This window comes from Streptomyces nidicola (assembly GCF_050106155.1).
GTDB lineage: Bacteria > Actinomycetota > Actinomycetes > Streptomycetales > Streptomycetaceae > Streptomyces.
The window spans coordinates 2178590-2191227 of sequence record NZ_JBNBPI010000001.1; the positions used below are offsets into that span (position 1 = coordinate 2178590).

The 12638-nt window shown below is 72.3% G+C and carries 10 protein-coding genes; all 10 read right to left on the minus strand.

The window, feature by feature from the left end; genetic code table 11:
* Positions 1 to 10 precede the first annotated feature (10 nt).
* The 10 genes from ACOKM3_RS10065 to ACOKM3_RS10110 all read right to left on the minus strand — a co-directional run bounded on the left by ACOKM3_RS10065 (position 11) and on the right by ACOKM3_RS10110 (position 12617).
* Positions 11 to 1174 carry a sugar phosphate isomerase/epimerase family protein gene (locus ACOKM3_RS10065; protein ID WP_426906753.1) on the minus strand — a complete coding sequence of 388 codons (1164 nt, stop codon included), beginning with the start codon at positions 1172 to 1174 and terminating at the stop codon, positions 11 to 13.
* 11 nt (positions 1175 to 1185) lie between these two features.
* Positions 1186 to 2589, minus strand: coding sequence for a nucleotide pyrophosphatase/phosphodiesterase family protein (locus ACOKM3_RS10070; protein ID WP_426906754.1), 1404 nt, complete (start codon positions 2587 to 2589; stop codon positions 1186 to 1188).
* A 230-nt stretch (positions 2590 to 2819) separates the two neighbouring features.
* Entirely contained in the window at positions 2820 to 3998 is a 1179-nt protein-coding gene (eboE, locus tag ACOKM3_RS10075; protein WP_426899050.1) for a metabolite traffic protein EboE, read from the minus strand.
* A gap of 3 nt (positions 3999 to 4001) precedes the next feature.
* On the minus strand, positions 4002 to 4853 hold the full coding sequence (locus ACOKM3_RS10080; RefSeq protein WP_426899051.1) for a TatD family hydrolase: 852 nt from the start codon (positions 4851 to 4853) through the stop codon (positions 4002 to 4004).
* On the minus strand, positions 4853 to 5554 hold the full coding sequence (locus tag ACOKM3_RS10085; protein ID WP_426899053.1) for an EboA domain-containing protein: 702 nt from the start codon (positions 5552 to 5554) through the stop codon (positions 4853 to 4855). Before ACOKM3_RS10085 ends, ACOKM3_RS10080 begins: the two co-directional genes overlap by 1 nt.
* Positions 5551 to 6438, minus strand: coding sequence for a sugar phosphate isomerase/epimerase family protein (locus tag ACOKM3_RS10090; protein WP_426899054.1), 888 nt, complete (start codon positions 6436 to 6438; stop codon positions 5551 to 5553). Before ACOKM3_RS10090 ends, ACOKM3_RS10085 begins: the two co-directional genes overlap by 4 nt.
* Positions 6435 to 7313 carry an SCO3242 family prenyltransferase gene (locus ACOKM3_RS10095; protein WP_426899056.1) on the minus strand — a complete coding sequence of 293 codons (879 nt, stop codon included), beginning with the start codon at positions 7311 to 7313 and terminating at the stop codon, positions 6435 to 6437. Before ACOKM3_RS10095 ends, ACOKM3_RS10090 begins: the two co-directional genes overlap by 4 nt.
* Positions 7314 to 7408: 95 nt before the next feature.
* Positions 7409 to 8590 carry an inositol-3-phosphate synthase gene (locus tag ACOKM3_RS10100; RefSeq protein ID WP_426899058.1) on the minus strand — a complete coding sequence of 394 codons (1182 nt, stop codon included), beginning with the start codon at positions 8588 to 8590 and terminating at the stop codon, positions 7409 to 7411.
* Positions 8591 to 8771: 181 nt separating this feature from the next.
* Positions 8772 to 10157 carry a ThuA domain-containing protein gene (locus tag ACOKM3_RS10105; RefSeq protein ID WP_426899060.1) on the minus strand — a complete coding sequence of 462 codons (1386 nt, stop codon included), beginning with the start codon at positions 10155 to 10157 and terminating at the stop codon, positions 8772 to 8774.
* Between the two features lie 15 nt (positions 10158 to 10172).
* Positions 10173 to 12617: a PQQ-dependent sugar dehydrogenase gene (locus ACOKM3_RS10110; RefSeq protein ID WP_426899061.1), complete on the minus strand. Its 2445-nt coding sequence runs from the start codon at positions 12615 to 12617 to the stop codon at positions 10173 to 10175.
* Positions 12618 to 12638: the final 21 nt, after the last annotated feature.

A 12638-nucleotide genomic window follows, 5' to 3' on the forward strand; every position in this document is an offset into this window, starting at 1 on the left:
TGCGCCGGAGTTACTTCCGCAGGGCCGCGAGGTTGTCGTAGCCGATGCGCGCGTGGGTCAGGGACTGGGCGGGGTCGGTGGCGCTGGGCGCGTTGTCCTGCTCGACCATGGGGTTGTGGTAGTTGCGGGCGCCGACCCGCTTGAAGAACGTCCGGTAGTCGATGACACCTTCGCCGAAGGGCACCATGTCGTAGCCCATGCCGTTGGTGTCGTTGCGGGTGCCGTCCTTCGCGTGGAAGAGCGGGTAGCGGGCGTTGTGCGCGACGACGAGGGCGGCCGGGTCGAAGACCTTCTCGCGGGTGGAGCCGTCGTGCGCGGTGTAGGTGTGGAACTTGTACTGGGCCACGTGCGCCCAGAAGATGTCCATCTCCAGCCACACCGTCTTCGGGTCGCTGACCCGCAGGAAGTACTCGAGCTTGCGGATGCCGGAGCTGCGGGTGGGCCTCCCCTGGTCGTCGAGCGGCCCGCCGTCGATGAGGAACCCGTACGCCGCGTCGTGGTTGTGCGTGTAGAGCTTGAGACCCGCGCGGTCCGCGAGCCGCCCCAGCGCGTTCCACTTGTCGGCGGCGACGTCCCAGTCCGCCTTGTACGAGCTGCCGGTGGGGTCGCCGCCGGTGCCCATGTGGTCCATGCCGAGGATGTTCGCGATCTCCAGGTGCTTCTTGAACTGGTCCTTGTCGGCCTGGGTGAGCGGCCAGGACGACGGGATGAAGCCGTGGTTGCCCTGGGCGCGCAGCCCGTACTCGTCGAGCCACGAACGCAGCAGTTTCGCACCCGCGACGGACTCCAGGTTCGCCCCTCCGGGCGCGTTGGCGTGCTGGCCGTAGCCGGCGAACTCGACCTGCTTGTACCCGAATCGGGCCAGCTCCTTGAACACCTCGCGGAAACCGGAGGGCAGGGTGCTGCTCAGCGGGTCGCGGCCGATGGCGTCGCGCACGGTGTAGAGGATGATGCCGCGCTTGTCGGCGGGGATGAGGCGGGTGCCGTGTCCGCCGCCCGCTGCGCCGGCGCCGGTCGCCGGCTGGGCGAGTGCGGGTGCCGCGCCGAACACGGGCGCGGCGATGGCGGCGCCGGCTACGGCGGTGCAGGTGCTGAGGAAGCGGCGGCGGTTGATGCCGAGGCGGGATCTGAGGGCTTCGTCGGGGCCCGATCCCTCGTCGGGACCTGCGGTGATGCGGATGTCGGTCACGGGTGCCTTCTCTCGGTCAGGGCGTTGTCAGTGGCGCGTGCTTCACTCTCTGTAACTGCTCCTCCTGCCAGGTTGAGGAGCAGGGCTTTCACTTCGGTGGCCGCGACGCGGCCGGAGAGGACGTGGGGGGTGGAGCACAGGATGAGCGGACCTTCTTCCTCGCTCGCCGGGAGCCGGCCGTGGCTGCCGCGAATAGGTGAGGCGTCCAGCGGGACGACCGCCATGCGGTAGCGCATGCCGAGCTTCTTGCGGGCGAGGGCGGTGGCCGCCTTGACCTTCACGTAGGGGTCGAGGGGGTCCATGAAGAGTTCGACCGGGTCGTAGCCGGGTTTGCGGTGGATCTCGACGAGCTGCGCGAAGTCGGGCGCGCGGGCGTCGTCGAGCCAGTAGTAGTACGTGAACCAGGCGTCGGCCTCGGCGATGGCGACGAGTTCGCCGGAGCGCGGGTGGTCGAGCTGGTGCGCCTTCTTGCCCTCGTCGTCGAGGAGTTGCTCGATGCCGGGCAGCTCGGCGAGTGCCGCGCGGGTGGCGTCGAGGTCCTCGGGTCGGCGTACGTAGATGTGCGCGATCTGGTGGTCGGCGACGGCGAAGGCGCGGGAGGCCATCGGGTCGAGGTACTCCATCCCGTCCTGCGTGTGCACCTCGAGCAGTCCCGCGCGGCGCAGCGCCCGGTTGATGTGGACGGGGCGGTCGGCGCGGGTGATGCCGTACTCGGACAGGGCGACGACGGTGCGGCCCTCGGCGTGCGCGTCGTCAAGGAGCGGGGCGAGGGCGGCGTCGAGGTCGGCGGCCGCCTGGTGGGAGCGCGGGTCGTCGGGGCCGTAGCGCTGCAGGTCGTAGTCGAGATGCGGGAGGTAGCTCAGGATCAGGTCGGGGTGGCTGGTGGCCAGGACGTGGCGGGTGGCGTCGATGATCCACCGGCTGGAGACGAGGTCGGCGCCGGGGCCCCAGAAGTGGAACAGGGGGAACGTGCCGAGTTTCTCGGTGAGTTCGTCGTGCAGGGCCGGGGGCCGGGTGTAGCAGTCGGGTTCCTTGCGGCCGTCGGCGTAGTAGACGGGACGGGGAGTGACGGTGATGTCGGTGTCGGCGCCCATGGCGTACCACCAGCAGATATTGGCGACCGTGTAGCCGGGGTGGGCGCGGCGGGCGGCATCCCAGAGTTTGTCGCCGGCGACGAGTCCGTTGTGCTGGCGCCACAGCAGTACGTCGCCGAGTTCGCGGAAGTACCAGCCGTTGCCGACGATGCCGTGCTCGGCGGGCATCGTGCCGGTCAGGAAGGTGGACTGGGCGGCGCAGGTGACGGCGGGCAGCACGGTGCCGAGCGGGGCACGGGACCCGGACTGGCCGAGCCGCTTGAGATGCGGCATGTGCTCGAGCAGGCGGGGGGTGAGGCCGACGATGTCGAGGACGAGGAGGGGGGTGGGCTTCTCCTGCCCCTGCGGCGGGTGAGCGTTTTCAAGCCCCTGCGCCGGGTGAGCACTCTCAGGCGTCTGCGGCGGGTGAGCATTCTCAGGCGTCTGCGCCGGGTGAGCAATATCAAGCCCCTGCGGCGATTGAGCAGCGGGGTCCGGGGCGGAGCCCCGTGGCGTGGGGGCGGCGCCGCGCCGGGCACTCGCCGGTCGACCGGAGGTCATGGCAGCTCCTTCAAGCCGAGGTCGGTCAACAGGTCGCGCGCCAGGGCCAGTTCCGCGGCGATCCCGTCGGCGAGCTGCTGGCGCCCGCGCGGCCGCAGGGCCGGAGGGAGGGCCTGCCAGGTGTAGGTCTCGACCTCCAGGTGGCGGGTGAGCGGACGCGCGCCGCCGACGAGCCGGGTCAGCGTGTTCTTGAGGACGTCGAGTGTGGAGGTGAGGGGCGCGGCGGGGGCCGCGTGCAGCGGGACGTGGAAGTGGGCACGCCAGGGCACGCCCTGCGGCAGCCCCTGCCCCTCGGCCGCCAACGCTTCGCCGAGGTCGTCGACGCCGTGCAGGGCGCCGTCGGCGCGGGCGCGGGTCTGGTGCAGGAAGCGGGGTTCGTCGAACGCGGCGAGCGCGGCCCGGACTTCGGGCAGATGGGGGTGTTCGGCATGGAGGGCGGCGGAGAGCTGTGCCTTCACGACGGGGACGCGGGCGGCGGCGAGGGCGTCGAGCGCGGCGTCGGGCGTTTCGAAGGAGGTGGCGAGGTGGCAGGTGTCCAGACACAGGCCGACGCGGTCGGTGCGGGCGACGTCGGTGAGCGGGCCGATGGCGTCGCCGGTGGTCTCGACGATGCAGCCGGGTTCGGGCTCCAGGCCGATGCGGATCGAGCGGCCGGTCAGTTCCTCGATGGTGTCGAGGCGTTCGGCGAGGGTGCGCAGGGCGGCGCGGGCCCGTTCGGCGCGCTGCGGGTCGTGGGCGGTGCGCCAGGCCAGCGGCAGGGTGGAGACGGTGCCCTCGACGGCGTCGGCGGGCAGCAGGGTGCCGAGCAGCCGGGCCAGGTCGACGGTGTGGGTGAGGCGCTCCTCGTCGGCCCAGTCCGGCTTGTAGACGCGGTACTTGACCTCGGCCGCGCCGAACCCCTCGTAGGGGAAACCGTTCAGGGTGACGACCTCCAGGCCGCGCCGCTCGAGTTCGGTGCGCAGTCCGCGCAGTGCGACGGGGTCGGTGATCAGGGCGCGGGCGGCGTCCCTCGCGAGCCACAGGCCGATGCCGAGGCGGTCCCTGCCGAGGCGCTTGCGCACGGGTTCGCAGTGGTCACGGAGTTGGGCGAGGACGCCGTCGAGGGTTTCGGCGGGGTGCACGTTGGTGCAGTACGCGAGGTGGACGGTGGAGCCGTCGGGGTGCCGGAAGCGCATGGGTCACTCACCGCCGCGCAGGACCGAGTTGCCTTCGTGGGTGGCGGGTTCCGTCGCGGGGACGTCGAGTCGCAGGCGGTCGCTGAGGCCGTAGAAGGCGACCGGGTTGCGCCACAGCACATGGTCGACGTCGTCGTCGGAGAAGCCGGCGGCGAGCATGGCGTCGGCGACCTTGCGGGTCTTGAGCGGGTCGCTGTTGCCCCAGTCGGCCGCGGAGTTGACGAGGACCTTCTCCGGACCGTGGACGCGCAGGATCTCCACCATCCGGGCCTCGTCCATCTTGGTGTCCGGGTAGACGGAGAAGCCGAGCCAGGCGCCGGAGTCCTTGGCCTCCTTGACGGTGGTCTCGTTGAGGTGGTCGACCAGGACCCGCTCGACGGGCAGCGCGGACTCGCGGACGACGTCGAGGGTGCGGCGCAGCCCGGCGAGCTTGTCGCGGTGCGGGGTGTGCACGAGGGCGGGCAGGCCGTGGTCGGCGGCCAGTTGCAGCTGGGCGGCGAGCGCGGTGTCCTCGGCCGGGGTCATGGAGTCGTAGCCGATCTCGCCGACGGCGACGACGTTGTCCTTCACGAGGTAGCGGGGCAGTGCGTCGAGGACGGGGGTGCAGCGCGGGTCGTTCGCCTCTTTGGGGTTGAGGGCGATCGTGCAGTGGTGCGCGATCCCGTACTGGGCGGCGCGGAAGGGCTCCCAGCCCAGGAGGGAGTCGAAGTAGTCGTAGAAGGAAGCGGGCGATGTGCGGGGCTGGCCGAGCCAGAAGGCGGGCTCCACCAGGGCCCGCACCCCGGCGGCGTGCATCGCCTTGTAGTCGTCGGTGGTGCGCGAGGTCATGTGGATGTGGGGGTCGAAGAGGCGCATCAGGACTCCTTGCCGTGGGGATCGGCCCGGCCGTCCGTCGGGGACTCGGGCGCGGTGAGGGCCAGGACGCGGTGCAGGTCGTCGGGTACGGGGCGGCCCGCGGCGGTGCGCTCTTCGGCGAAGTCGCCGAGCATGCGGGCGAGTTCGCCGTCGCCGCGGGCACGGTCGGCCAGGTGTGCCACGGCGCCCACCGGCACCCCGGTGAACAGGCACTTGAGGACGGCGTGCCGCCAGGCGTGGACGGGCAGGTGGGCGGCGGCGTACGACCCGACGGCGGCCGCCACCAGGCGGGTGTCGTTGGCGCGCAGGGCGTCCTCGACCAGAGGGAGGGCGTCCGGGCCTTCCACCAGGTGGGGCAGGGCGAGCAGGATCGCGCGGCGTTCGGCGGCGGTGCCCTGGCCGTACAGGGCGGTGAGCGTGGCGGTGTCGGCGCGGGCGGCGTGCAGCAGGAGGAGCCGGACGGCGTCCGCGTGCTCGTCGCCGGTACGACGGCCGGCTTCGGCGAACCGCAACTCCCATGCGTTGACGCCCTGTTCGGATACGGCGGGGGCGGGGCGCGCGGCGGCGTCGGCGAGCGCTGCGTGCAGCCAGGCGCGGGCGGTGGCGTCCAGCGCGGCGTCGAGGCGGACGCGGACGGTGCTGAGAGCGGGGAGGGTTCCGGCGCCTGTTGTTCCTGAGCGTGCGCCTGTGCCGTGCGTCATGGCGTGCCTCCTCGCGGCGCTTTCCGGGCCACGGCTCGCAGGAAGTCGAGGGACCGGGCGGCCAGTTCGGGGCCCGCGTGGGAGTGGCGGGGCAGTTCGACGACGGTCAGGCCCCGGTAGCCGGTGGTGGCGAGGGCGTCGAGCACGGGCGGGAAGTCGATCTCCCCTTCCCCGAACGGCAGATGCTCGTGGACGCCTCGGCGCATGTCCTCTATCTGCACGTGCCGCAGCCAGGGCGCCGCCGCGCGGACGCAGTCGGCGGGAGGCAGTGGTTCCAGGCACTGGCAGTGCCCGATGTCGAGGGTCAGGCCGAGGCCTTCGGGGCTGCCCAGGTCGCGGCGCAGCCGGTGGAAGTCGGCGAGCGTGGCGAGGAGATGACCGGGTTCGGGCTCGATGGCGAGCGGCACACCGGCGGCGTCGGCGGCCTCCAGTACGGGGGTGAGCGCCGCGGCGAGTCGCTTCCAGGCGGCGTCCGGGTCGGTGCCGTCGGGGGTGACGCCGCTGAAGCAGTGCACGGCGTGGGCACCGAGGTCGGCGGCGACCTGGGCGGCACGGATGAGCAGGCGGATACGAGCGTCCCGGGCGTCGGGGTCCGGGTCGAGGAGGGAGGGGCCGTGTTTGCGGCGTGGGTCGAGAACGTAGCGGGCGCCGGTCTCCACGGTGACCGTGAGCCGGTGCCGGTCCAGGGCACGAGCCACCTCGCGGGTGCGGGCCGCGAAGTCCGGGGCGAGGGGGTCGAGGTGCATGTGGTCGAGGGTGAGCCCGACACCGTCGTAACCGAGGTCGGCGAGCAGCCCGAGGGCGTCGTCGAGGCGAAGGTCGGTGAGGCCGTTGGTTCCGTATCCCCAGCGGGGGGCGGAGCGTTCGGGGGCGGATGCGGTCACGTGATGCTCACCCGCTTCGCGAAACGGCGGGCCAGCGGTGCCAGGGCGAGCGTGGCCAGGGCGGTCGCGGGCGCGCCGGACCGGGCGGCCAGCGCCGCCTGGAGGGGGACGAGCGCGCGGATACCGGCGCCGACGGCGCGTTGGGTGAGCGGGGGCGAGGGGTTGAGGGCGGCGTGGAAGAGGGGGCGCAGGGTGGTGGTGGCGTATGCGGTGGCCGGAAGGGCGGCGAAGGTCAGGGCGCGGCCGCGCGCGGTGAGGAGCGCCGCCGCGACGACCGTTCCCGTGGCCAGGGCCGTCAGCGGTGCGGTGCCGGAGCCGCCCTGGGTTTCCTGGCGGGAGACGGTGGTGACCGCGGTCGTGTGGGCGGCCAGGGTGGCGGCCGCCGTGAGTGCCTGGGGCAGGCTCCCGGCCGCTCCCGCCGGACGTGTCGCCGCCGCTCCCATCAGGAGGTCGAGGCCGCGGGCCGTGCCCATCGCCGCGGGGCCCGCCACCGTGCCCTTCAGGCGCAGGTCGTACGCCCACACCGTCGCCGCGAGTGCCGTGGCCACCGCGCCGGTCGTCCGGCCCGCCCGGCAGGCCAGGGCGAGGCCCGCGCCGGTCAGCGCGCCCGCCGCCGCCAGGGCGTGGGCCGGGCGGATGCGGCCGGAGGGGAGCGGGCGGTGGGGGCGGTCGCGGGCGTCCTCGTCCCGGTCGGCCCAGTCGTTGAGGGCCATGCCCGCCGCGTACAGGCTGACGGAGGCGCCGACGGCCAGGAACGTGCCGCGGGTCGGGCGGGTCCCCGTGGCGGCCGCCCCGGCCAAGGCGTCGCCGGGGACGGTCAACAGGGCCGGGAGGCGCAGGAGTTCGGCCCACGCCCGGCCCCGCCGCCCCGGCATCCGTGCCCCCGGCTCCGCACTCCCCCGCTCAGCCGACACCCCTGCCCCCGGCGCCCCACTCCCCGACGCCCCCCGCCCGCCGGCAGCCGCCCCGTTCACGCCGCACCGCCGCGCCGCAGGTGGTCCGCGAAGGCGAGCAAGGAGTCGTACTGGTGGTCCAGGTCGGAGGAGGCGCCGGGGTCGGGGTCCTTGAAGTAGAAGCCCAACTCCGGCCGGGGGCCGGTCAGTCCGGACTCAGCGGCGCGCAGCAGCAGGCGTGCGAGGTCGAGGACGAGGGGTGCGGCGAGGGCCGAGTCGCAGCCCTGCCACGTGGTCTGCAGCGTCATCCGCGCGCCGAGGAAGCCGTCGAAGGCGATGTGGTCCCAGGCCGTCTTCCAGTCGCCGAGCGCCGGGACGTCGTCGATGTGGACCTCGCCCTGCGGGACGGCGCCGAGAGTGTCGGCGAGGACGCGCTCCTTGCCGGCGTTCTTCGCGGCGGCCGCGGCCGGGTCGGAGAGGGCCGCGCCGTCACCGCCGCCGAGGAGGTTGGTGCCGGACCAGGCGCGCACGTCGAGCGCGCGCCTGCGGAACATCGGGCCGAGCACGGACCGCAGCAGGGTCTGTCCGGTCTTGCCGTCGCGGCCCGCGAAGGGCACGCCCGCGGTGTGGGCCGCGTGCTGGAGAGAGGGGTGGTGGAGTCCCGTGGAGGGGGTGAAGTTGATGTACGGACAGCCGGCGCGCAGGGCCGCCGCCGCGTACAGGGAGCTGGCCGGGAGCTCGTCGCCGGTGGGCGGCGCCTCGGTGGAGGCGACGTTCACGACGACGGCCCCTGCCAGGGCGTGGCGTCGTACGAAGGACTGGATGTCGGCGGTGAAGGCGGCGATCAGCTCGTCCTGGGCGCGGCCGTCGCCGGCAAGTGGCCCGCCGGGCCTGATCTCCCGATCGGCGGCGGCGAGTTCGCTGTGCACCGCGCCCGGCAGGCCGTGCGGCAGCACTCCCCCGGCGGCGAGCTGTTCGGCGCGTTTGGGCAGCGGGCAGTCGAGGGTGTCGTGGCCGCCGAAGACGAGCGAGGTGAGGGGCGCCAGGCCCGCCGCGGTGAACGGCTCGGTCTCCGTGACCATCCCGGAGGGCGGATGCAGCCCGGCGCCGACGGCCGCGCAGCCCGCGACCGCCGTGGTGGCGACGGAGCCGCGGGCCCCGATCAGCCACACCCCGAACCGTCGGACCGAGGAGGAAGGGGAGAACGGGGAGGACGGTGAGGGCTGGGAGGACGGAGCGGGGAAGGATCCGGCGGACATGGGAAACCTCCTGGTCGAACGTGACGTCACACGCAATGCCGAAGCCGTGCCCGGCGCCGATCGCGGCCTCGCGCGCCGAGCGGATGGGCCCCGCGCCGGGCACGGCCCCGACGCACACCCCGCCGCTCCCGGCAGGGCAAGGCGGCGGGCGGGGGTCCGGCGTCCCTCGCCCGCCGCCGTCCTAGTCGCCCGCGCCGGGCAGTGCGCCCGCGTCGGACGTGGGGTTGAGCTCCTTCAGGCGGATCTTGCGGAAGGACACCTGGTCGGAGTCGCCGTGGTTCTGCAGACCGATGTAGCCGTCGGTCAGGCTCCGCTCGGGGTCCTTGTTGGTGAAGTCGTTGACCTCGACTCCGTTGAGGAACACCTGGAGGCGCTCGCCCCGCACCTTGATCTCGTACGAGTTCCACTGCCCCGGCGGCTTCAGGGCCTTGTCGCGGGCCGCGAGGTCGGCGGACTGGAAGGAGTAGACCGCGCCGGTGGTGCGGTCGGCCGCGTCCGTGGCGTCGATCTGGATCTCGTAGCCCTTGTTCACGGCCGACCAGGGGTCGTCGGAGGCCGGGAAGCCCACGAAGACACCGGAGTTGTCGTCACCGTCGGCGCCGGCCATCCTCCAGTCGAGCTTCAGGGAGTACGACTTCAGCTGCTTGGCCTGGTACCAGAGCAGGCCCATGCCGCCTTGGGAGTTGAGGGTCCCGTCGGAGGGATTCACGGTGAAGCCGCCGGGCCCCGCCTGTTTCCAGCCGGCGAGCGTCTCGCCGTTGAAGATGTTCCGATAGCCGGTGTTCGGGCGGCAGTTGGCCGCGACCTTCCCGGTGGCGTACTGCAGGCCGCCGCGCAGATGGCCGCGGAACGCGGGGTCGGCGTAGGACTCCTTGGTGTGTCCGCCGCCGGTGTAGAAGGCGCGGCCGCCGCCGTAGTTCTGGCACCAGGCGATCGGATGGTCGCCGTTCATGGTGCCGCCGCTGTACGTCGTCTCGTCGAGCGAGGCGAGGACGTGCACCTTGTCGCGCGGGTTGGAGCGGTAGTTGTACCACTCGTCGGTGCGCTGCCAGGCGTCCGGCAGGCCGCGGGTCGCCGGATGGTGGTGGTCCTCGACGCGGACGGTGGCCGGCTGGATCGCCGGATGTCCCTGGAACCAGGCACCGACGAGGCCGCCGTAGTAGCTCCAGTCGTACTCGGTGTCGGCGGCGGCGTGCACACCGAGGTAGCCGCCGCCCTTGGCGACGTAGCCCTCGAACGCCTTCTGCTGGGTGGCGTCGAGCACGTCGCCGGTGGTGGAGAGGAAGACGACGGCCTTGTACCGGGCGAGATTGGCCGGGGTGAAGGCGGTCGCGTCCTCGGTGGCGTCGACGGCGAGGCGGTCGGCGGCGCCGAGTTCCTTCAGGGCGGCGATGCCCTCGGGGATGGAGTCGTGCCGGAACGCGGCGGTCTTGGAGAACACCAGGACCCGGTCCCGGGCCCCGGCCACCTCGGCGCCCTGGGGCGCCGAGGTGGCCGGGGCCGTGAGCCCGCCGATGAGCAGGGCGGCAGCGGCCGTCGCGAGGCCGATGCGTACGGAGGTGCGCATGCTGTCCTGCTCCTCTCAGCTCGTGGTGAAGGTGAAGTCGTCGATCTCGAACAGGGAGCTGCCCGAGCCCTTGAAGACCAGGTAGAGCGTGGTGCTCTTGGTCGGCGGATAGCTGATGGCCGTGGTGACGTCGGTGTACGTCTCCGCGGAGCCGGTCGGTGTCACCTTGGCCTTGCCGATGACCTTGCCGGTCGCCGAGCCGGTGCGGATCTCGAGGGTGCCGCCGGCCCCGGCCGAGGCGACGCGCGCCTTCAGGGACTTGGCGTTCCCGATCGCGTACGGCTTGAAGGAGATCCAGTCGCCGTTGTCGATGGTGCCGACGGCCTTGCCGCCGTTGGCCGTCTCGTGACTGACGACGGTCACGCCCTTGGAGTCGCCGTAGTGCTCGGCCTGGCGGTGCTTCTGCTGGGTGACGTGCTGGTCGTGCGTGGTCAGCGCCGGCTGGCCGTTGGCGCCCTTGTCGGTGTACTCGGCGTCGAAGACCCCGAAGACGTTGGCGTTCGGGTCGTGCTCACTGTCGGCGCTGGTCTGGATGGTGCCGGAGCAGCCGGTGGCCGAGGTGATCGGGTGGCCGTGGCTGTCGTGGCCGAGGATGTGCGTGACCTTGACCTTGGAGCAGTCGATGGCCCCGTCCTCCGGGTCGGTGACCTTCACCTTGAAGGGGACCTTGTCGCCGAAGGTGAACAGCTGTCCGTCGGCGGGCAGTTCCAGGGTCACCTTGGGCGCGGTGTTGCCGACGACGAGGTGCACGTCGGCGCTGCCGGTGCGGCCGGTGGAGTCCTTGGCGGTCACGGTCGCGGTGTAGGTGCCGTTCTTCTTGTACGTGTGGCTGGGAGCGGCGCCGGTGCCGGTGGTGCCGTCGCCGAAGTTCCAGGAGTACGTGAGCGTGCCGCCGTCGGCGTCGGACGCCGTGGAGCTGAACCGCACCTTCAGGGGTGCCTGCCCGGACGTCTTGTCGGCCTTGGCGTCGATGGTCGGCGAGTGTCCTTCGGTGGCGTTCTCGATGCGGTACAGGGCGGAGTGCTCGTCGCCGCCGAACCAGGAGAGGCCGTAGTCGAGGACGTACAGCGCCCCGTCGGGGCCGAACGCCATGTCCATCACCTGGGTGCCGGTCCACGGGAACGGGTTGATCGAGGTGACCTTGCCGTCGCCGTCCTGCTCGATCCGCTTGATCCACTGCCGGCCGAACTCGCCGGCGAAGAAGTCGCCGTCGTACGCCTCGGGGAACTTCACCGGGGACGTGTTGGCGGAGTCGTACCGGTAGATCGGGCCGCCCATCGGGGACTCGGAGCCGGAGCCGAGCTCGGGGACGGAGCCGCCGTCGTAGGGGATCCATGCGGCCTGCGCGGGCGGCAGGTCGGTGATGCCCGTGTTGTGCGGCGAGGTGTTCTTCGGCGCCGCGCAGTCGAACTTCTCGCCGGAGGTGCCGGTGGCGAAGTCGTAGTCGACGTAGGCGTCGTTGTTGCCGGTGCAGAACGGCCAGCCGAAGTTGCCGGGCTTCGTCACGCGGGCGAACTCGACCTGTCCCGCGGGTCCCCGGTTCGGGTCGGCGGTGCCCGCGTCGGGCCCGTAGTCACCGACGTAGATGATGCCGGTGGGCTTGTCGATGTTCATCCGGAACGGGTTGCGGAATCCCATCGCGTAGATCTCGGGCCGCGTCTTGTCGGTGCCCGGCGCGAACAGGTTGCCGTCGGGGACGGTGTACGAGCCGTCCGCGGCGACCTTGACGCGCAGGATCTTGCCGCGCAGGTCGTTGGAGTTGCCGGCCGAACGCCGGGCGTCGTAGGCCGGGTTGCGGTTGCTGCGCTCGTCGATGGGTGTGTAGCCGTCGGAGGCGAACGGGTTGGAGTCGTCGCCGGTCGACAGGTACAGGTTGCCGTCCTTGTCGAAGTCGATGTCGCCGCCGACGTGGCAGCAGATGCCGCGGGTCGCCGGGACGTCGAGGACCTTCTTCTCGGACTCCTTGTTGAGCGTGCCGTCCGTGTTGAGGGTGAAGCGCGAGAGGCGGTTCACGCCGTCGAAGGGGGCGAAGTCGGCGGCGGTGCCCTCGTTGGGGGCGTCGCCGGCCGGGGTGTTCAGCGGGGGCGCGTAGTACAGGTAGATCGCGCGGTTGTCGCTGAAGTTCGGGTCGACGCCGACGCCCTGGAGGCCTTCCTCGTCGTGGCTGTAGACGTCGAGCTTGCCGGCGACCTTGGTGGTGCCGTTCTCGTCGGTCAGGCGCAGCACGCCGTCGCGCGAGGTGTGCAGGACCTTGCGGTCCGGCAGGACGGCCAGCGACATCGGTTCGCCGACCTCCTCCGCGCCCTTGGCGAGGGTGACCTGCTGGAAGTCCTCGGCCGCGATCTTCTCGTCGGCGGGCGCGGGGGCCGCGGCCGCCGAGAAGGTGAGCGAGGCCGCGGCGAGCAGGGTGCCGGTGAGCAGGGCGAGTGCGTTGCGGGTTCTCAGGCGTTTCCTGTGCACGGGTTCCTCCGGACAGAGGGG